At 69.2% G+C, this 17,121-nt stretch carries 20 protein-coding genes; 7 read left to right on the forward strand and 13 right to left on the reverse strand.

Annotated features, from left to right (window positions below; genetic code table 11):
• The first annotated feature begins 2 nt into the window (after positions 1-2).
• Positions 3-899, forward strand: coding sequence for a potassium channel family protein (locus NJE57_RS00460; protein ID WP_319026412.1), 897 nt, complete (start codon positions 3-5; stop codon positions 897-899).
• A 56-nt stretch (positions 900-955) separates the two neighbouring features.
• On the opposite strand, the gene NJE57_RS00465 is transcribed toward NJE57_RS00460, so the two are convergent.
• The gene (locus tag NJE57_RS00465; RefSeq protein WP_319026413.1) at positions 956-1,462 is read right to left on the reverse strand and encodes a hypothetical protein; all 507 of its coding nucleotides are present in this window, start codon (positions 1,460-1,462) and stop codon (positions 956-958) included.
• Positions 1,463-1,481: 19 nt separating this feature from the next.
• On the reverse strand, positions 1,482-1,985 hold the full coding sequence (locus NJE57_RS00470; RefSeq protein WP_319026414.1) for a DUF309 domain-containing protein: 504 nt from the start codon (positions 1,983-1,985) through the stop codon (positions 1,482-1,484).
• A 113-nt stretch (positions 1,986-2,098) separates the two neighbouring features.
• Here NJE57_RS00470 and NJE57_RS00475 point away from each other — a divergent pair, with 113 nt between their 5' ends.
• Together NJE57_RS00475 and NJE57_RS00480 are read left to right on the forward strand one after the other, a co-directional pair.
• Complete coding sequence (locus NJE57_RS00475) at positions 2,099-2,881, forward strand: alpha/beta fold hydrolase (RefSeq protein ID WP_319026415.1); 783 nt, start codon at positions 2,099-2,101, stop codon at positions 2,879-2,881.
• 76 nt (positions 2,882-2,957) lie between these two features.
• A complete protein-coding gene (locus tag NJE57_RS00480) occupies positions 2,958-3,338 on the forward strand; it encodes an SRPBCC family protein (protein ID WP_319026416.1) in 381 nt (126 codons plus the stop codon).
• A 267-nt stretch (positions 3,339-3,605) separates the two neighbouring features.
• Here NJE57_RS00480 and NJE57_RS00485 read toward each other — a convergent pair whose 3' ends face one another.
• Entirely contained in the window at positions 3,606-3,731 is a 126-nt protein-coding gene (locus tag NJE57_RS00485; protein WP_319026417.1) for a hypothetical protein, read from the reverse strand.
• 157 nt (positions 3,732-3,888) lie between these two features.
• Here NJE57_RS00485 and NJE57_RS00490 point away from each other — a divergent pair, with 157 nt between their 5' ends.
• Positions 3,889-4,254: a DUF1330 domain-containing protein gene (locus NJE57_RS00490; RefSeq protein WP_319026418.1), complete on the forward strand. Its 366-nt coding sequence runs from the start codon at positions 3,889-3,891 to the stop codon at positions 4,252-4,254.
• 115 nt (positions 4,255-4,369) lie between these two features.
• Here the strand turns inward: NJE57_RS00490 and NJE57_RS00495 are convergent, their stop codons facing one another.
• Positions 4,370-5,854 (reverse strand): amidase, encoded by a 1,485-nt coding sequence (locus tag NJE57_RS00495; RefSeq protein WP_319026419.1) that lies wholly within the window; start codon positions 5,852-5,854, stop codon positions 4,370-4,372.
• A 64-nt stretch (positions 5,855-5,918) separates the two neighbouring features.
• Between NJE57_RS00495 and NJE57_RS00500 the strand changes: the two genes are divergently transcribed.
• Positions 5,919-6,881, forward strand: a complete 963-nt coding sequence (locus NJE57_RS00500; protein WP_319026420.1) for an alpha/beta hydrolase family esterase — start codon at positions 5,919-5,921, stop codon at positions 6,879-6,881.
• A gap of 47 nt (positions 6,882-6,928) precedes the next feature.
• Here NJE57_RS00500 and NJE57_RS00505 read toward each other — a convergent pair whose 3' ends face one another.
• Complete coding sequence (locus tag NJE57_RS00505) at positions 6,929-7,408, reverse strand: hypothetical protein (protein ID WP_319026421.1); 480 nt, start codon at positions 7,406-7,408, stop codon at positions 6,929-6,931.
• A gap of 60 nt (positions 7,409-7,468) precedes the next feature.
• Here NJE57_RS00505 and NJE57_RS00510 point away from each other — a divergent pair, with 60 nt between their 5' ends.
• A complete protein-coding gene (locus tag NJE57_RS00510) occupies positions 7,469-7,909 on the forward strand; it encodes a MarR family transcriptional regulator (protein WP_319026422.1) in 441 nt (146 codons plus the stop codon).
• Positions 7,910-7,937: 28 nt separating this feature from the next.
• Here the strand turns inward: NJE57_RS00510 and NJE57_RS00515 are convergent, their stop codons facing one another.
• The 6 genes from NJE57_RS00515 to NJE57_RS00540 all read right to left on the reverse strand — a co-directional run bounded on the left by NJE57_RS00515 (position 7,938) and on the right by NJE57_RS00540 (position 14,143).
• Positions 7,938-8,375, reverse strand: a complete 438-nt coding sequence (locus NJE57_RS00515; protein ID WP_319026423.1) for a PaaI family thioesterase — start codon at positions 8,373-8,375, stop codon at positions 7,938-7,940.
• A gap of 26 nt (positions 8,376-8,401) precedes the next feature.
• Positions 8,402-9,025 (reverse strand): GyrI-like domain-containing protein, encoded by a 624-nt coding sequence (locus tag NJE57_RS00520; protein ID WP_319026424.1) that lies wholly within the window; start codon positions 9,023-9,025, stop codon positions 8,402-8,404.
• A 3-nt stretch (positions 9,026-9,028) separates the two neighbouring features.
• Positions 9,029-9,613, reverse strand: coding sequence for a pyridoxamine 5'-phosphate oxidase family protein (locus tag NJE57_RS00525; RefSeq protein WP_319026425.1), 585 nt, complete (start codon positions 9,611-9,613; stop codon positions 9,029-9,031).
• A 10-nt stretch (positions 9,614-9,623) separates the two neighbouring features.
• Positions 9,624-11,978 (reverse strand): excinuclease ABC subunit UvrA, encoded by a 2,355-nt coding sequence (locus tag NJE57_RS00530; protein WP_319026426.1) that lies wholly within the window; start codon positions 11,976-11,978, stop codon positions 9,624-9,626.
• A 66-nt stretch (positions 11,979-12,044) separates the two neighbouring features.
• Positions 12,045-13,757 (reverse strand): alpha/beta hydrolase, encoded by a 1,713-nt coding sequence (locus tag NJE57_RS00535; protein ID WP_319026427.1) that lies wholly within the window; start codon positions 13,755-13,757, stop codon positions 12,045-12,047.
• A 29-nt stretch (positions 13,758-13,786) separates the two neighbouring features.
• Positions 13,787-14,143, reverse strand: coding sequence for a hypothetical protein (locus NJE57_RS00540; protein WP_319026428.1), 357 nt, complete (start codon positions 14,141-14,143; stop codon positions 13,787-13,789).
• 153 nt (positions 14,144-14,296) lie between these two features.
• Here NJE57_RS00540 and NJE57_RS00545 point away from each other — a divergent pair, with 153 nt between their 5' ends.
• Positions 14,297-14,641, forward strand: a complete 345-nt coding sequence (locus tag NJE57_RS00545) for an RNA polymerase-binding protein RbpA (RefSeq protein ID WP_319026429.1) — start codon at positions 14,297-14,299, stop codon at positions 14,639-14,641.
• Positions 14,642-14,736: 95 nt separating this feature from the next.
• On the opposite strand, the gene NJE57_RS00550 is transcribed toward NJE57_RS00545, so the two are convergent.
• Both NJE57_RS00550 and lnt read right to left on the reverse strand, forming a co-directional pair.
• Complete coding sequence (locus NJE57_RS00550) at positions 14,737-15,504, reverse strand: polyprenol monophosphomannose synthase (RefSeq protein ID WP_319027030.1); 768 nt, start codon at positions 15,502-15,504, stop codon at positions 14,737-14,739.
• Positions 15,505-15,516: 12 nt separating this feature from the next.
• A complete protein-coding gene (lnt, locus tag NJE57_RS00555) occupies positions 15,517-17,115 on the reverse strand; it encodes an apolipoprotein N-acyltransferase (protein WP_413464346.1) in 1,599 nt (532 codons plus the stop codon).
• Between the last annotated feature and the right edge of the window lie 6 nt (positions 17,116-17,121).

The following is a 17,121-nucleotide window of genomic DNA, read 5'->3' on the forward strand; positions in this document are numbered from 1 at the left end:
CAATGGACATCGCCGTGACGATCGTCGGGGCCGTGATCATCGTCGTGGGGCTCGTGGACATGTTCCGCGCCCTGCTGCACCCCAGCGGGGAAGGGGTGCTGAGCAATGCGGTGATGTCGGCCCTCTGGTCGGTGTCGCGGCGAGTCGGGCACCGACCCGGTTCGGCAGTCGGACCCGCGGGCATGGTGGCAACGGTTCTGGTCTGGGTAATGATGCAGGGGCTGGGCTGGGCGCTGATCTACTTCCCGCATATCCCCGGCGGGTTCAACTATTCACCGGGTATCGACCCGGGCCGCTACCCGAATCTCGTGGAAGCGATCTACGTCTCGCTGGTGACCCTGGCGACACTGGGATACGGCGACGTGGTGGCCATCCAACCCTGGATCCGGGCACTCGCGCCCGTGCAGGCACTGGCAGGTTTCGCCCTGCTGACCGCGGCACTCACCTGGTTCATGCAGATCTATCCGCCGCTGACCCGGCGCAGGGCGCTCGCCCTACGACTTCACGGACTGGCGGAGGCCGATTTCGCCGAAGCGCTTCCCGGCCTTCCCGCTGAGACCGTCACCCGGGTACTGGGGGAGCTCGCCGCGGAGATCAACGTCGTGAGCGTGGACCTGAACCAGCACTCCGAGACCTACTACTTCCAGGAGGAGAATCCGAGAGAGTCGCTCTCGCGCCAGCTGGACTCCGCTCTGGAACTGTGCGACGCGGCCGGCGCGAGAGCGAGCGCGGAGACGGGTGTGGGCGCCCGGATGCTGGCGGAGTCACTGGACAATCTGGCGGCCCCTCTGCGCGGATTCGTCCGTGTAGGGGATGAGGCGACTGCCCGGCAGATCTTCCGCGCGTACGCCGAGGATCATTCGCGGGGCTCACGCGACCGAGAGACCGAGGGGGAGTAGCGCCCGGGGATAGAACGGATGACAGGGCGGGTAGCCCCAAGGGAAGGGTCGTCGAGTTATTCGCCGGCGCCGTTCAAGTCCTCGAGGATGTCCTCGGTGGGGGCGCCCGGCGGCAGGGCAACCTGCAGCTGCTCGCTTCGCAACTCGCCCCGCACTCGTACCGAGGAGATGATGTGGTCTCCGACCTTCATCACGAGCCGGGAGTGGTCTCCGGCGTGCGTCGCCTCGGCTGTCATTCTGCTGACCACCCGGGTTCCGTCACCGTCGAGTGTCACAGTGATCATGTCGGACTCTCCGGACGGCGGTGCGCCGCTGGCGGAATCGACGCCCGCGCGCTCGAACGCCGTGGGGGCCACGAGGACGTGTTCGCCGTTGACGGGAATGCACCGCGGCTCCGAGCCGGGAGTGCAGGTCTGCGATATAGCCAGTTCCAACGCGCCCTGAGGCGTATTCCCTGCCTCGTCGGCGGGCGGTGGGGCGGTCGACCCGCCCCCGGCGGTGTCGTCGGACGAACAGGCGGTCAGCGCCGCGAGGAGTGAGATGGCGAGAGCGATTTTCTTCATGGGGCGATACCGGGATACGTCAGTGGTGGGTTGATGGGCGGACCAGGCGCGGATTCAGCTGGTCCGGTGCGGGATCGGCGCCCCGCCGGAGTTCAGCGATGAGTCCGTCGGCGTAGGTGACCAGTCCGGGCGCATCGACTCCGTGAGGTGCCGGCCCGGCCTGATGTCCGATACCTTCGGCCGCACGCTCGAGTAGCGTCATCGCTCCCTTGACGTTGCCGCGCTGGATGTGGGTGATGCCGACGGCCAGCTGGGCCAGGCCCTGCCAGAGTGTGCGCTCGTCGGCAGGGCAGCTCTTCCACGCGCCTTCGAGAACCTCGTGGGCATTGAAGGCCAGTCCTCGATCCAGCAGATCCTGCGCCCAGGTCAACGACTCGGCGGGCGTGAGATCGAGGTCCTCTGGAATGCGCTCGACCCCGACGCTCCCCGGGGGCAGCGGGCGGCCCAGTTCGTCGCGGGGACGTGAATTGCGCGCGCGACCGTCGTCATCTCGATCACGGTCCGTGCCGTCAGGGGTGCGCATGGCCTCATCGTTCCATCCGACGTCGCTCGTCTGCTACCTCGGACCGGTCACCGCTGCCCCGATCGCAATTCTTCTCGGGCGGCCGACCTGGCCATAATCCGTAGGATGCTCACATGACGCTCCATCATGTTCGACGCGGGACGGGCAGCCCTCTACTGCTCGTGCACGGACTCGGCGCGGGCTGGCGGTCCTGGGAGCCCATCATCGACCAACTGGCCGAGAGCCGTGAGGTCATCGCGGTCGATCTGCCGGGCTTCGGTGAGACCCCACCGGTGGAGGGCGAGGTCTCGATCGCCTCGCTGGCCGACTCGGTCGCTGGCTTCATCGATGAGCAGGGCCTGGACGGTGTCTCCACCGCCGGGCAGTCGATGGGCGGGCGGATCGTGCTCGAGCTCGCCCGGCGTGGAGTCGGTGGGGACACGGTCGCGTTGGATCCCGGTGGGTTCTGGAGCGATCGCGAGCTGGCCATCTTCAGCGCCACGTTGCGGCCCTCGATCGCACTGGTCGGTGCCCTGCGTAGCGTGCTGCCTGCCCTCCTGGGCAATCCGGTGAGTCGGACCGCCCTGTTGGCGCAGCTCTCTGCTCGACCATGGGCACTGTCAGCGCAGACCGTGCTGCCCGACGTGGCGGGTCTGGCCGATTCCCCGTCGACAGGCGCGGCGATGGACGCGCTGACCAAGGGCCCCAAGCAACAGGGCGCGCCGTTGGGCACGGTCCCGGGACTGGTCACCATCGGATGGGGGCGTCGCGATCTCGTGACCGTTCCGGCGCAGGCTCACCGAGCCGCCCGAGCATTCCCGGACGCCGCGCTGCACTGGTTCGACCGGTGCGGCCACTTTCCGCAGTGGGACGCGCCCCAGGAGGTGATCCGGCTCATCCTGGGCCGGACGAGCTGACCGGACGATGAGCCGCCTCGCGTCCGTGGCACAGCCGGGCTCGGTGCTTCGGGTCCGCCCCACGTTTCGCCGGGGGATGGTGACGACCGAATTGCGGATGACCGTGGATCCCGAGACGGTGTGGTCGGTCATCACCGATGTGCAGACCTGGCCGCGGTGGGGGCCCACCGTCTCGGGCGCACGGGTCGACGGAGACGCCGGGTTGACGAGCGGCGCGCGGGGGACTGTGACGACGATCCCGGGGTTGTCCCTGCCATTTGAGATCACCGAGTTCGTGGACCGTCGGGCGTGGGCGTGGAAGGTGGCCGGAGTGAGCGCGACGCGCCACGAGGTCATCCCGGTGCCGGGTGGCTGTGTTCTCAGCTTCGGCGCCCCGGTCTGGGCGGCGGGATATCTGCCGGTGCTGGCTATCGCATTGCCGCGCATCGAACGGATCGCTGTCGAACGAGCGCGCTGATTGGGTCGTGTCGTGTCGTGGCGGCCGACGAGCAGGCGAGAGGCATCCACTGGAACCTCTTCCACGTCCGAGATTCTTACTGATCAAGTGCCGGGTTGCGAGGTGTCGAGTTCCCGGCTGTGGCCCGGCCAAGACGCCATGGCGCACGGCTTCCTTTACGCCGGCCCTGGGAGTGGGGGCGGGTGTGGGTTCCGGCTGATTTTTATGTGCTTCGCAGAATTTGCGAATGTGTCGCAGAAAATGCGAATCCTGATGAAGGGCCGCAGGTCAGAGCAGTCGTTCGCATACTGTTTGCGGCCCGGGTTCGACATCGGACAGACCTCGGATCATCTGCGCGATGCGCACCTGCTCGCAGGTCAGGCGCAACCCGAGTTCGAACGAGCTGCGAGCCATTCGGGGAGGTGTCGAGTTCGCACAATCGACAACTCGGCACCTTTGACTTTACATAATGTATCTTATCGGCACTGTGGAGCATCTGCAGTCGGGCCTGGATGCCCCCGCGACGGCCAATCGCGCCTTCCTCGGCTGCGGAGGTCGCCATACTGGACCAATGGCCATTGATCCCCGTGGACGAGACCTCAAGCGCTACCTCGACGAAGACCCCGGCGGTCCGGTGGTGATGCTCAATCTGCTCCGGTTCACCGATGACGGACGGGACGACTACGCGCAGTACGCGGCGGCGCTGAACGAGACCTTCCTTCCGCGCTACGGTGCCGAGGTTCTCTACGCGGGCGACGGCTCCACGGCCCTGGTCGCCGAAGCCGGTCAGGACTGGGACGCGGTTCTGTTGGTCCGCTATCCGAGCCGCGCCGCGTTCAGCGAGATGGTCGCCGATCCGGAGTACCACGCCGTCACGGCGCTGCGTACCAGCGCGCTGCAGGAAGCGGTCCTGCAGGCCACGACGCCCTGGACGTGAACCGTACTTCCGGTCAGCGAAATCGTGGGCCGTCGGCAGACTCCTCGTGTCCCCAGGCCCTATTGTTTCGTCACAGGTGACGAAACAATAGGGCTCCCGGGAGTCTCGGAATCGATCACTTGGCTCCGGGTGCCCGGTCCTTCCAGGCCATCGACTGCTCCAGCTGGCCGGCCAGACGCAGGAGCATGGACTCCCCTTGCAACGGCGAGGTGAACTGCACCCCCATGGGCACTCCCTCCGGGGTCCAGTGCAGAGGAAGTGAGAGCGCCGGCCGACCGGTCAGGTTGGCCAACTGGGTGTACGGGATCCAGCTGAGGTTGTTGTTGATCATCGACTCGACCAGGCCCGAGCGGCGCAGCAGGCCCGCCGTGCGGGTCCTGAGCAGTCCGGCGGCCGCCCGCTGCGCGGCTCGCGGGGTGTCCAGCGCCCCGATGTGTGGCGGAAGGTCGGCCAGGGTCGGCGTCATCAGCAGGTCGTAGCGTTCAAAGTACTCGGACAGGCTCCGCACGTACGCGTGCCGACGCATCACGGCGTCGACGTACTCGACGCTGCTGTGCGCCCTCCCGAGCGCCGCCATGATCTGTGTGTCGAGCTCGAAGTCGCGATCGCTGCTGCCGGTGCGCTTTTTTGCGTCGTCGACACTCCACGCCAGGTACACGAACCAGGTCGCGAGGAAATCTCGGGCCAGCGCCAGGTCGTCGACGGGTTGTTTGTCGAGGATCTCAACGTGGTGGCCGAGGTCCTCCAGCGCCGCCGCTGCGGCGTGGACCGCCGCCACGGCCTCGGGATGGGGTCGCGAGTTGATTGAGGATGCTGTGCACACGCCGATCCGCAGCCGCCCGGGATCCTTCCCGACCTGCGAGAGGTAGCTCTCGGATGGCATCCCTGGAACGTAGGGGCCGCTCGCCTCCCCACCCGCGAGTACATCCAGCATCGCCGCCGTGTCGCGGACTGAACGGGAGACGACACCATTCGTGGCCGCGCCGTGCATCGCCTCACCGGACGCCGGGCCCATCGGGACCAGCCCGCGACCGGGTTTGAGCCCGACGAGACCGCAACAGCCGGCCGGGATGCGGATGGAGCCGCCGCCATCGCTGGCTCCGGCCACGGGCACGACGCCCGCCGCGACCGCCGCGGCGGCGCCGCCCGAGGAGCCACCGGGGGTCCTGCTCGTGTCCCAGGGATTGCGCGCCGGTCCGAAGAGTTCCGGTTCCGTGATGCCCTTGGCACCGAATTCGGGCGTGTTGGTCTTGCCGAAGATCACGAGGCCGGAGTCCAACCATCGTCGCACCACCGTGGAGTGCTCGGTCGCTGCCGTTCGCGACAGGGCTCGGGAGCCCGCACTGGTCGGCACGCCCTCGTAGTCCTGTCCCAGATCCTTGATGAGGAACGGGACTCCCGCGAAGGGGCCGTCGAGCGTCTCGGAGAGCCGGCCGCGCGCCTGGTGGTCCATCCGTCGGACGATGGCGTTGAGGCGCGGGTTGACGGCGTCTGCCTGCTGTGCCGCCGACTCGAGCAGCTGCCCTGCGGACACTTCGCCGGCCCTGACCAGTTCGGCGAGGCCGAGAGCATCATGGCTCCGGTATTCATCGGGACGCATGGAAGAAGAGTCTACTCACGGTCAGTCCGGAACCGCGGCTATGCACATGCCGCAGACTCGAGCTATGAACCACCCGAGTCCGCCCCCCACGCTCGGTCTCGCAGCCTGCCTCGTCCTCGCAACCGTGGTCGGCGCGTGCGCGGCACCCCCCGGGGATCCCCTGCCGTCCGTAGTGGGCCCGGGAGACGATTCCGAGGGTCTGTCCGGCCACTCGGTGGTGCTCGATGAGGTGACGCGGACCTGGAGCGCCTATCGTCCCCCGGGTACGGCACTGGACCCGGCGGCGCCGGTGCTGCTGGTGATCCACGGGACCGGGGACTCCGGCTCCGGTATCCGCCACGGTATCGGGCCCGAGCTGGAGCGTCTCGCCGACCGGCACGGGTTCTCGATCGCCTACGTCGACGGTCATCAGAACAACTGGAACGAATGCCGTCGGGAGGGCGACTGGCCCGCGAAGGAGAAGGGTCTCGACGACGTGGGGCTCATGCGTGAGGTGATCGACTCGCTGGACACGACCGGACCCGTCTACGCGGTGGGGTTCTCCAGCGGCGGACACATGGCCATGCGTCTGGCGCTCGAGGCTCCGGACCTGGTCGACGCGGTAGCGGCTGTGGCGGCAAACCCCCCGACCCGCCGGAATCTGGACTGCCCGGCGGATGGCGAGGCGGTGCCGATCATGTTTGTCCAAGGGCGTGAGGACACGATCAATCCGATCGACGGAGGAGAGGTCCGAGTGGGATCGGGTGTGTCCGCGAAGTCCCGGGGAGATGTCCTGTCCGCCGTCGACGGTGCGGCGTGGTTCGCCGACCGCAACGGGGTCGCGGGCGATGGGACAGTTCCGCCGGGGCACACAGACGGGGACGCCGAGACGATCACCTGGGAAGGGCTGGACCCGGTGCGCCTGGTGATGGTGGACCGGGTGGGACACTCCTTCCCCACCCTGTCCGGTAGGTGGGACGGGGACGGTGGGGCGGAGTACGACGCCCCGGGCGAGATCTGGCGGTTCTTCACCTCCGCCGCGCCCTGAGACAGCCCGGGTCGCCCCCGCCGGGTATAGGTCGCCCGGGTAGGCCGTCAGCCGCGAGAGTTCCGCCAGGTCCGCCAGGCGCCTGTGGACCACAGTGCCCAGGCCACCAGGACCGGCTGGAAGAACAGGCGGATGAGCCGGGCGCGGTCGGTGTCGAGGCCGAAGGCGTCCGTGCCGGTCACGAACTGCGAGATGTTGCCGGGGAAGATCGCCACGAAGAACCCGGCCGTTACCCACCCGACGGCGGGCCGGAACCTCGACGGCGCGAGGATCAGGGCGGCACCCAGCCCGAGTTCGACCACCCCTGAGGCCAGGACCACGAAATCGGGATCCAGCGGCACCCAGGTGGGGACCTGGGCCTGGAACTCCTGCCGCAGGGTGGTCAGATGCCCCACGCCGGCTCCGAGCAGTGCCGCCCCCAGCGCCCATCGTCCCGCGTGGCGGACCGCCTCGGCCGCCCGTCCCGGTCGACGGACCGTCGAGGTCCCGGTGCGTCCGACCGGTCGATTGCCTGTGGTGTACTTCATGGAAAGAGTATTGCGCACAATTGAATTGTGCGCAACCAAATTATGCGGGACACTGGGTGGATGGACGCCGATCTCCGCCTCGACCAGCAGGTCTGCTTTGCCCTCTACGCCGCTTCCAGGGCCTCGACCGCGGCGTATCGGGAAGCGCTGTCCGCAGCCGGGCTGACCTACCCCCAGTACCTGGTGATGCTGGCGCTGTGGGAGGAGGAGGGCCAGACGATCGGGCAACTGGGCGAGCGGATGTTCCTGGACTCCGGGACGCTCTCTCCCCTGGTCTCGAGACTGGAGGCCGCCGGTCTGGTCTCCCGCCGCCGCGGGGGCGGTGACGCCCGGAGCGTGACCGTGGTGCTGACCGACGCGGGTGACCGACTCCGCGACGAGGCCGGCCGCATCCAGTGCGCGCTGCTGGAGAAGCTCGACCTGCCGCCGGAGGACCTGCTCGAACTGCGGCGACTGGCGCGCAGTGTCGTGTCCGCTCTGGAGCGCGCGGGGAAGCCGTGAACCCGGCCCGCCCGCGACGCGGCGGAGGCTATGCGTGCGGTGCGGGATCCGGCCGGGGCACGTTCTGCAGCCTGAGCTGGCCCCGCGCGAGCGCCTTGCCGGTACCGGACTGACTGATCACGACGTCCCAGAGCTGCTGACTTCGCCCCTGGAACAGCGCTTCCGCGACGACCTCCACCCGTCCGCCGGTCGACGCCCGGAGAAAATCGGTGCCGTTGTGGACGCCCACGGCGATCTGGCCACGGTCGGCCACGGCGAACCCGGCCCCCGCGCCCCCGGCGGACTCGACGATGCTGGTGTAGACGCCACCGTGAACGGTCCCCCACGCCGTGAGGTGGTCCTCGCCCAGGTCCGCATGGCCCTTGAGCGTCGTGGCGGTGACCTCGTCGACGACGAGTCCGGACACTCGGACGAACCTGCTCGCCTCGGCGGACGAGGCATCGGGAAATCCGTCGGAACCGGCCATGGGTCCTTTCTACCCGCTACCGGTGACTATTCCCCCGCCGACCTCACGGGCTGGCGCAGGATCGTCCGCAGTCTGGCGGGATCGGTCCTGCGGGCGTCGGAGAGGTAGATCTCGTGATGGTGCCCTGATGCGACCATGCCCCGGCCGGGGATGATCTCGTCGTGCATCCGCGCGATTACCGGGCCCTCGGCGTCGTACGGTCCCACGTGCAGCGTCTGTACGGCCGTTCCCTCGCTGAACTCCTCGAAGCGGATGTGGTCGACCGCGACGGCCGGCTTCGTCGTCGTCACCTTCCCGACGGCGGTGGCCACCATGTCCGCTGTGACCCACTCCGGTTGCCAGATCATCATGGTCCACCTCCAGGCCTCCTTGGCCCGGGCGGTGAAGACCCCGAGGTCGTCGGCGTACCAGAGGCCTTCGAGGGGGCCGACGGTGTGAGGGCGGCCGAGGTCGGTCTTGCAGATCGCGCGAACCGCGTACGAGGTCGTGTAGAGGGCTTCGAGGACGGCCCGGTAGTCCTCGGAGGTATTGGGATCGCCACTGCCGTCGGCCATGAGAAAGTGCATGGTCGGAATCTCGACCACGTCGAACCAGCCGACTTTCCCGCCGTAGAGGCCGCGGAGTTCACGCTTGACGTCGATGGTGCCCATGTCTCATCCTCCGCGGAGTTCGTCGATCTGCCGACGGTGGACCTCGGTGAGGTCATCGATGTACGCGCGGTCCCACCGGGGCGTGATGTACTTGCTGCAGTTGGCGTCCGAGGCCACGAGGTCCACGATGATCGCCCGCTCCACGTGCCCGGTGTAGGTCTTTTCCCCCATCGTCCGCAGCCGGCTGATCAGGCTCGGGTCCTGGCCCGGTTCGACGGCCCGGGCGTGCCCGAACACCTTGAGCCGCGTGCGGGTGGGATAGTCCACGAAGAACAGGCAGACGCGACCGTCGTGGTCGATATTGCCCGTGGAGACGTACTGTCGGTTGCCGCGGAACTCGAGCCACTCCAGCCTCGTCGGCGTGGAGACGTGGACGAACCCGGCCGGTCCGCCGCGGTGTTGGACGTACGGCCACCCGGACTCCGTGATGGACGAGAGGAAGAAGTGGTCGGCGCGGCGGATCAGCGCGGCGTCCGTGCCCTCGAGCGCGAACTCGTCGCTCACCGACGGCCTGGTGACGCCCACCGCCGACTGTCGCGCGCGGGCGGCGGGGCCGAACGCGATCTCGGGGTATCGGTTGGCGGGCACAGCCCCGACCCTAGTCGGGCACTACAACGTACCGCGCCAGGTGCTCTCCCGTGAGCGTGGACGCCGAGGCCACGAGGTCGGCGGGCGCGCCCTCGAACACGACGCGGCCGCCGTCGTGCCCGGCACCGGGGCCGAGGTCGATGATCCAGTCGGCGTGCGCCATGACGGCCTGGTGGTGCTCGATCACGATCACGGACCTGCCCGAGTCGACCAACCGGTCCAGCATGCCCAGCAGGTTCTCCACGTCCGCCAGATGCAGGCCGGAGGTGGGTTCGTCGAGCACGTAGACATCTGCCTTGTCGGCCATCTGGGCCGCCAGCTTGAGGCGCTGGCGCTCCCCGCCGGACAGCGTGGTGAGCGGTTGGCCGAGGGTCACGTACCCCAGTCCCACATCACGCAGGCGGACCAGGATCTTGTGGGCGGCCGGGATCCGCGCGTCGCCCTCGCGGAAGAAGTCCTCTGCCGTGGCGACTGACATGGTCAGCACCTCGGCGATGTTCCTGCCACCGAACTGGTACCCCAGCACCTCCGCCTGGAAGCGGCGGCCCTCGCAGTCGTCGCACGTGGTGGCCACCCCGGCCATCATCGCGAGGTCGGAGTAGACCACCCCGGCGCCCTTGCAGGTGGGGCAGGCCCCGGCCGAGTTCGGGCTGAATAGCGCCGGCTTGACGCCGTTGGCCTTGGCGAACGCCTTGCGGATGGGGTCGAGCAGGCCCGTGTACGTGGCCGGGTTGCTGCGCCGCGACCCACGGATCGCGGTCTGGTCGATCGCCACGACCCCCTCGCGGGGAGAGACGGAACCGTGGATGAGCGAGCTCTTGCCCGACCCGGCCACACCGGTCACCACACACAGCACACCGAGTGGGATGTCGACGTCCACCTCGTGGACGTTGTTCGCGGTCGCGCCTCGCACCTCCATCACCCCGGAGGCGGACCGGACGGAGTCCTTGAGTCCCGCGCGGTCGTCGAGGTGACGCCCGGTGACGGTGTCGCTCTCCCGAAGCCCGGCGACCGACCCCTCGAAGCAGATCTCGCCACCCTCGGTTCCGGCTCCGGGGCCCAGATCCACCACGTGGTCGGCGATCGCGATGGTCTCGGGTTTGTGCTCCACCACCAGGACCGTGTTGCCCTTGTCCCGCAGCCGCAGTAGCAACTGGTTCATCCGCTGGATGTCGTGGGGGTGCAGGCCGATCGACGGCTCGTCGAACACGTAGGTCACATCGGTGAGCGCGGACCCCAGGTGCCGGATCATCTTGACCCGCTGCGCCTCACCGCCGGAGAGCGATCCCGCCGGCCGGTCGAGCGACAAGTACCCCAGGCCGATTTCCACGAACGAGTCCAGTGTGTGTTGCAGCGAACCGAGCAGCGGCGAAACCGAGGGCTCGTCCAGACCGCGCAGCCACTCCGCCAGATCGGTGATCTGCATGGCGGAGACATCGGCGATGTTCCACTCCCCGATCCTCGACGATCTCGCGTCCTCGTTGAGTCTGGTTCCGGCGCACTCGGGACAGGTGGTGAACACGACGGCGCGGTCGACGAACGCCCGGATGTGAGGCTGCATCGCCTCGACGTCCTTGGCGAGCATCGACTTCTGGATCTTGGGTATCAACCCCTCGAACGTCACGTTGATCCCGTCGGCCTTGACCTTGGTCGGTTCGAGCCGCAGGAGGTTGTGCATCTCCTCGTCCGTGAACTCCCCCACGGGTTTGTCCATGTCGAAGTACCCGGAGCCGGAGTAGATGCGGCCGTACCACCCGTCCATCGAGTACCCGGGAACGGTGATCGCTCCCTCGGCGAGCGACCTGGACCGGTCCACCAGCGCGTCGATGTCGAAGTCGGAGACGCTGCCCCGACCCTCGCAGCGCACGCACATGCCACCGGTGATCGTGAACTCCGCCTTCTCCCGGGTGCCGTCCGCCTTCGTGAGGACGCCGGAGCCACTGGCGGAGGCGACGTTGAACGAGTAGGCCTTCGGTCCGCCGACGTGCGGCCGGGCGATGCGACTGAACAGGATCCGCAGCATGGCGCCGGTGTCGGTGGCGGTGCCCACGGTCGACCGCGGGTCCGCCCCCATCCGCTCCTGGTCCACGACGATGGCCGTGGTGAGTCCGTCGAGGAGGTCCACGTCGGGCCGTGCGAGGGTGGGCATGAAGCCCTGGACGAACGCGCTGTAGGTCTCGTTGATCATCCGCTGGGACTCCGCCGCGATGGTGGCGAACACCAGCGAGCTCTTCCCGGACCCGGACACCCCGGTGAACACGGTGAGCCGTCGTTTGGACAGGTCCACGCTGACCGACTTCAGATTGTTCTCCCGAGCTCCCCGGACACGGATCACGTCGTGGGTGTCGGCGATGTGGTCACTCACTGGTTCTCCTCGCTCGGTGGTCTGGGCACAACCGTAGGCGCCCGACACCCCGGGCGGGGCCCACTCTCAGCCCCGGTACTGCTGCTCCATCGCGATCGCGTGGAGCCGGGCGAAGCGCTGGAACTCGTCGTCGTCCCATTCGGGCCGGCCCGTGGCGGTGGCCCAGCCGTCGAGCACCTGGTGGTCGTACAGGTGACCGTAGCCCTGTGATCCGCCGATCGCGTTGCCCAGGTCCGCGGTGACCTGGAAGAAGGTCACCACGGGCAGATAGTGCATCCCCGGGTGTCTCCCCTTCCCCGGAGGCTCCGCCAGCCACGCCGGCCGGTCGAACAGCAGGTCCGGTGTCCACCACACCACGGGGTCGGTCGCGTGCTGGACATAGAGGATGTGGGGCGGGATCCACGGGGTGCTGCGTCGACGGAACTCGCCCGGATCCTCGGAGAACCGGACCAGCAGGCCGTCGGCGTAGACGGGCTCGGTGGCCGTGGTGCCCGGATCCCGTCGTTCGACGAGCGAGCGCCAGATCCGGTTGGAATGCGGAGGACCGACCCACAGCACCCCGTCGACGGTCGCCCGGATGTCGCGGATCCCGGAGAAGGCGGCCTCGCCGGCCTGGGTCCCGAGGCTCTCTCCGTAGACGTAGAGGGCCGGCCGGGGCCTGCCCGGTGGCAGGGAATCCCGCCAGGTCACCACCGCCTCGATGAGAGATCGCCCCGCCGTCTCCGCCTTCTCCCGGTCGGCCAGGAACGAGATCCAGCTCGGGAGGTAGGAGTACTGGGTACCGACGATCGCCACGTCGCCCCCGGAGAGGAGCTCGATGGCCTGCGCCGCGTGTGGGTTGATCCACCCGGTGCCGGTGGTCGGCGCCACCACGACGGAACCGCGTTCCCAGGCACGTGTCCGCTCGAGTTCGGCCACCACGAGCCGGGAGCGCTGGTCGTCCGTCGCCGCCGACTCCAGACCCGCGTACAACCGGATTGGCTCTCGCGCGTCCTGCCCCAACAGATCGCCCAGTTGCTCGCGGCCGATTCCGCCACTGACGAATCGTCGTCCCTGCATCCCCAGATCGTCGAAGGCCACCACCGACCCCGGTCCCCCGGAGCGTTCGGACACAGCAGGACGCCGGGCGCCGGGGAGGTCCTCGTCGTTCTGCACGCTGAAGACCCGGTTGGCGCTCTCGAAGAACAGTCTCGGCACCACGCCCTCGGCGACCCCCACCAGGAGGGCGGCGACCACCACGATCCCGGTGACCCGCGCCGGGTACTCCCCCACGTCGAACCTCCGACGGACGGTGCGGACCAGCCACCGGTACCCGGAGCGGATCGCCCGGCAAACGACCAACAGCACCACGAAGATGGCGAGGGCGACCCACGGGATGCGCATGTAGTCACCCCACGGTGGTCTGGGCGACCCCACCAGGTCCGACACCTGGTCCTGCCACCGGACCGCGGTGGCCGTGGCGGTAACGAGGTAGACCACGAGGATGTAGGGCGCCGCCAGCCGTGCGAAGGCGAGTGCACGGTCGCCGAGGTCGAGCACGGTGGGGCCGAGGGTGATGCGGGGAGCGACCAGCCTCCTCCAGACGGTGCGCAGTGCCACGCCGAGCCCGTACCCCACCAGCATGGACACTCCGGTGACGAGTCCCTGGTAGTGCCACGCGCGGGGCAGCAGCGAGGGCATGAGCGAGGACCAGGCGGCCAGCGCGGCCACGATCAGGCCCGTGACCGACAGGTGCCAGCGGTGCCACCAGCCCCCCAGTACCTCACCGACCCGGCTCACCTGGGAGGCCCGACCCGCCGCCGCCCGGCTCACCTCAGGCGCTCGGCACGCCGGGCCGCCGCCACGAGGTCGTCGGACATCCGGGCCAGTTCGGCCGCGTCCTCCCCCTCGTCGATCGCGGTGCGCAGGTCCTCGCACGCGCACCGGAGCTGGAACATCCGGTCCATGAGATCGGCGGATTCGGCCTCGGAGAGCACCACCGTCCCCTCGGGTAGTTCACGGAGCCGCAGCGACTGTCGCTGTTCGTACGCGCGCTGACGACACGAGCGTCGGCAGTACCGGCGCCGCCTGCCGGAGTTGCCCTCGTCGACCGGACGTCCGCACCAGGCGCACGAGGCCTCGCCCCGCCGGGGCGGGGGTTGATCGGCCGGTGAGTCGGTGTCCACGGAGGTCAGGGTACCGAGGCGGTGCCCGAGTGGCCTGCTGCCCTCGACGCGTGGGAACATTTGGGGGGTCACCTGGCGTTACATCATCAGGAACACGGCAGCGTCGTGTCGCCACACCTAGACAGACGGACGAACACGGCAGAAGGAGTTCGCATGGCAGATCGAGTCCTCAGGGGCAGCCGCCTCGGCGCGGTGAGCTACGAGACCGACCGGGACACCGATCTCGCGCCCCGCCGGATGGCCAAGTACCAGACGGAGAACGGCGAGGTGTACGAGGTCCCGTTCGCCGACGACGCCGAAATCCCCGGCTCCTGGATGTGTAAGAACGGCCAGGAGGGCCAGCTCATCGACGGCCCGTCGGTCGAGGTCAAGAAGGGCAAGCCGCCGCGGACGCACTGGGACATGCTGCTCGAGCGTCGCTCACTCGAGGACCTCGAGGAGTTGCTCAAGGAGCGGATGGATCTGCTCAAGAAGCGCCGGCGCGCGGGCGCGCGCTAGCCCCCGCCGCAGCGGGAGATGACGCCCCGGCCCCGTCACAGGGGCCGGGGCGTTCCGTGTGCAGGGCACCCTGCAGCGTCGGGGGCCGGGTCGGGTCAGCGGCGGACGAGGGACCTCAGCTGGCGGCGACGCTTCTCCCAGCCCCAGCGTGCGACGTTGACGGCCGCCTCACGGAAGATCGACTCGCTCATCTTGGACTGTCCCACGGTGCGTTCGGTGAAGGTGATGGGAACCTCCACCACCCTGCGGTCGGCGTTCAGGAGCCGCCACGTCATGTCGATCTGGAAGCAGTAGCCCTTGGACTCGATGGAATCCAGGTCGAGCTCGGCGAGCGCGCCGGCCCGGTAGGCGCGGTAGCCGGCCGTGATGTCCCTGATGCCCACGCCCAGCATGATCCGGGAGTACACGTTGCCACCGCGGGAGATCACGTGGCGCTGCCAGGGCCAGTTCTCCACACTGCCGCCGGGCACGTAGCGAGACCCGATCACCAGGTCCGCGCCGGAGTCGACGGCCGCGAGCATCGCGGGCAACCTCTCGGGCGGGTGGCTGCCGTCGGCGTCCATCTCCACCAGCACCGTGTAGCCGCGCTCGAGACCCCAGCGGAAGCCCGCGATGTAGGCGGCCCCGAGCCCCTGTTTGCCGCCACGGTGCAGGACGCTGATCCGCCCCCGCTCGTCCCCCGCGGCCAGCTGGTCGGCGACCTCGCCCGTGCCGTCGGGGCTGTTGTCGTCGGCGATGAGGACGGCCACGTCGGGCGCGGCGACCAGTAGTCGCTCGACGACGTCCGGCAGGTTGTCCCGTTCGTCGTACGTCGGGATGATCACCAGGGTCCGCGCGGACGGGGCTCCGGTCGCCGGCGCCATCGGATCGGTCACTTACATCTCCTCGTGGTCGGTCACGGGTCGCTGCCGGGTGCGGACCAACGCCCATGCCAGGCCGACGAGCCCGATGAGACAGCACACCGCCTGCGGGATGCCGCCCAGTCGGGTTGCCATCGTACCGGCGGCGTCGACCCGCACCGTGGCCGCCAGGACACCCGGTTCGAAGATCCCCGTCTGCTGGGAGACGCGCCCGCTCGGCTCGATGATTGCGCTGACCCCGCTCGTGGCCGCGATGACGACGGGAATGTGGTGTTCGACCGCCCGCACGCGGGACATCGCGAGCTGCTGGTAGGTCATTGGCGAGCGGCCGAAGGTCGCGTTGTTGGTGGGGACGGTGAGGATCTGCGCGCCTCGCGTCACCGGTTCCCGGGCGGCGGCGTCGAACGCGATCTCGAAGCAGATGGCCACGCCCAGGTCGATCCCGGCCGCGGTGACGAGCCCGTCCCCGTCGCCGGGAACGAAGTGGCCGGCGGTCCGGGCGATCGGGAAGAGCGCCTCGAGCGGCGCGCGTAGTGGCAACCACTCGCCGAAGGGTTGGATGAACTTCTTGTCGTGGCGGTCGACAACGGGCTCGCTGCCCCGGGGGTCGGAGGAGCGGCCGTCCCACACCAGGTATGAGTTCGTGGCCTCGGGCCCGTCGCCCACCCGCAGCACCGTGCCCACGAGGATCGGTGCCGCCAGACGCCGGGACAGCTCGGTGATCTGCGCTGCGGCCCGGGCGTCGGTCAGCGGGGAGATGTCAGCGGCGTTCTCCGGCCACAACACCAGGTCGGGGCGCTCCGTGGTGCCGGAGTCGACGGCGTCGGCCAGTTCGGCGGTGACCCGCAGGTGGTTGTCCAGGACCGCGCGGCGTTGCGCGTTGAAGTCCAGACCGAGCCGCGGCACGTTGCCCTGGATCGCCACGACGCGCGCGTACTCGCCGCGGGTGTTCGTGTCGCTGTCGCGCATCGACGCGAGCACGTCTGCGGCGAACGCGCCCGCGACACCGATCGCCACCACCGCCGCCAGCCCGGAGAGTGGACGCCACCCGGCACGCACACCGGGTTCCGCGACCAGCACCACCACGAGGCCGAGGGCGGCGCCGAGCAGCGCCACGACGAAGCCCAGCAGTGGCACTCCCCCGATACCCGCCAGCGCCAGGAGCGGTCCGTCAGCCTGCCCGAACGCCAGCCGGCCCCACGGGAAGCCGCCCCACGGCCACGAGGAGCGGATCCACTCCCACACCGACCACCAGCCGGCCACACCAAGGACGGCACCCACCGACCGCAGGCCCGGACGCCGCCCGGTCGTGAGACCCGCCCGCAGGATCGGCACGGCCCCGGCGCCGAAGGCCGCGAGATAGAGCGCCTCCACCAACGCGAGGGCCCACGCGGCGTAGGCGCCCACGTACAGACCCACCCATGGGACCAGGAGCAGGAAGAACACCAGGCCGGTGACCAGTCCCAGGAGGGCGCCCGTGCGCGCGCGCGGTGCGGGTCCACGGAGTGGGGACAGGACGACGACGAGGAGGGCGATCGCGGGCAGCGCCGCCCACCACAGGTCCACCGGGGGGAACGAGGCCGCCAGCAGCGCGCCGGCCGCGGCCGCGCCCATCGCCCG

It is taken from the genome of Dietzia sp. PP-33 (assembly GCF_033790845.1).
Lineage (GTDB): Bacteria > Actinomycetota > Actinomycetes > Mycobacteriales > Mycobacteriaceae > Dietzia.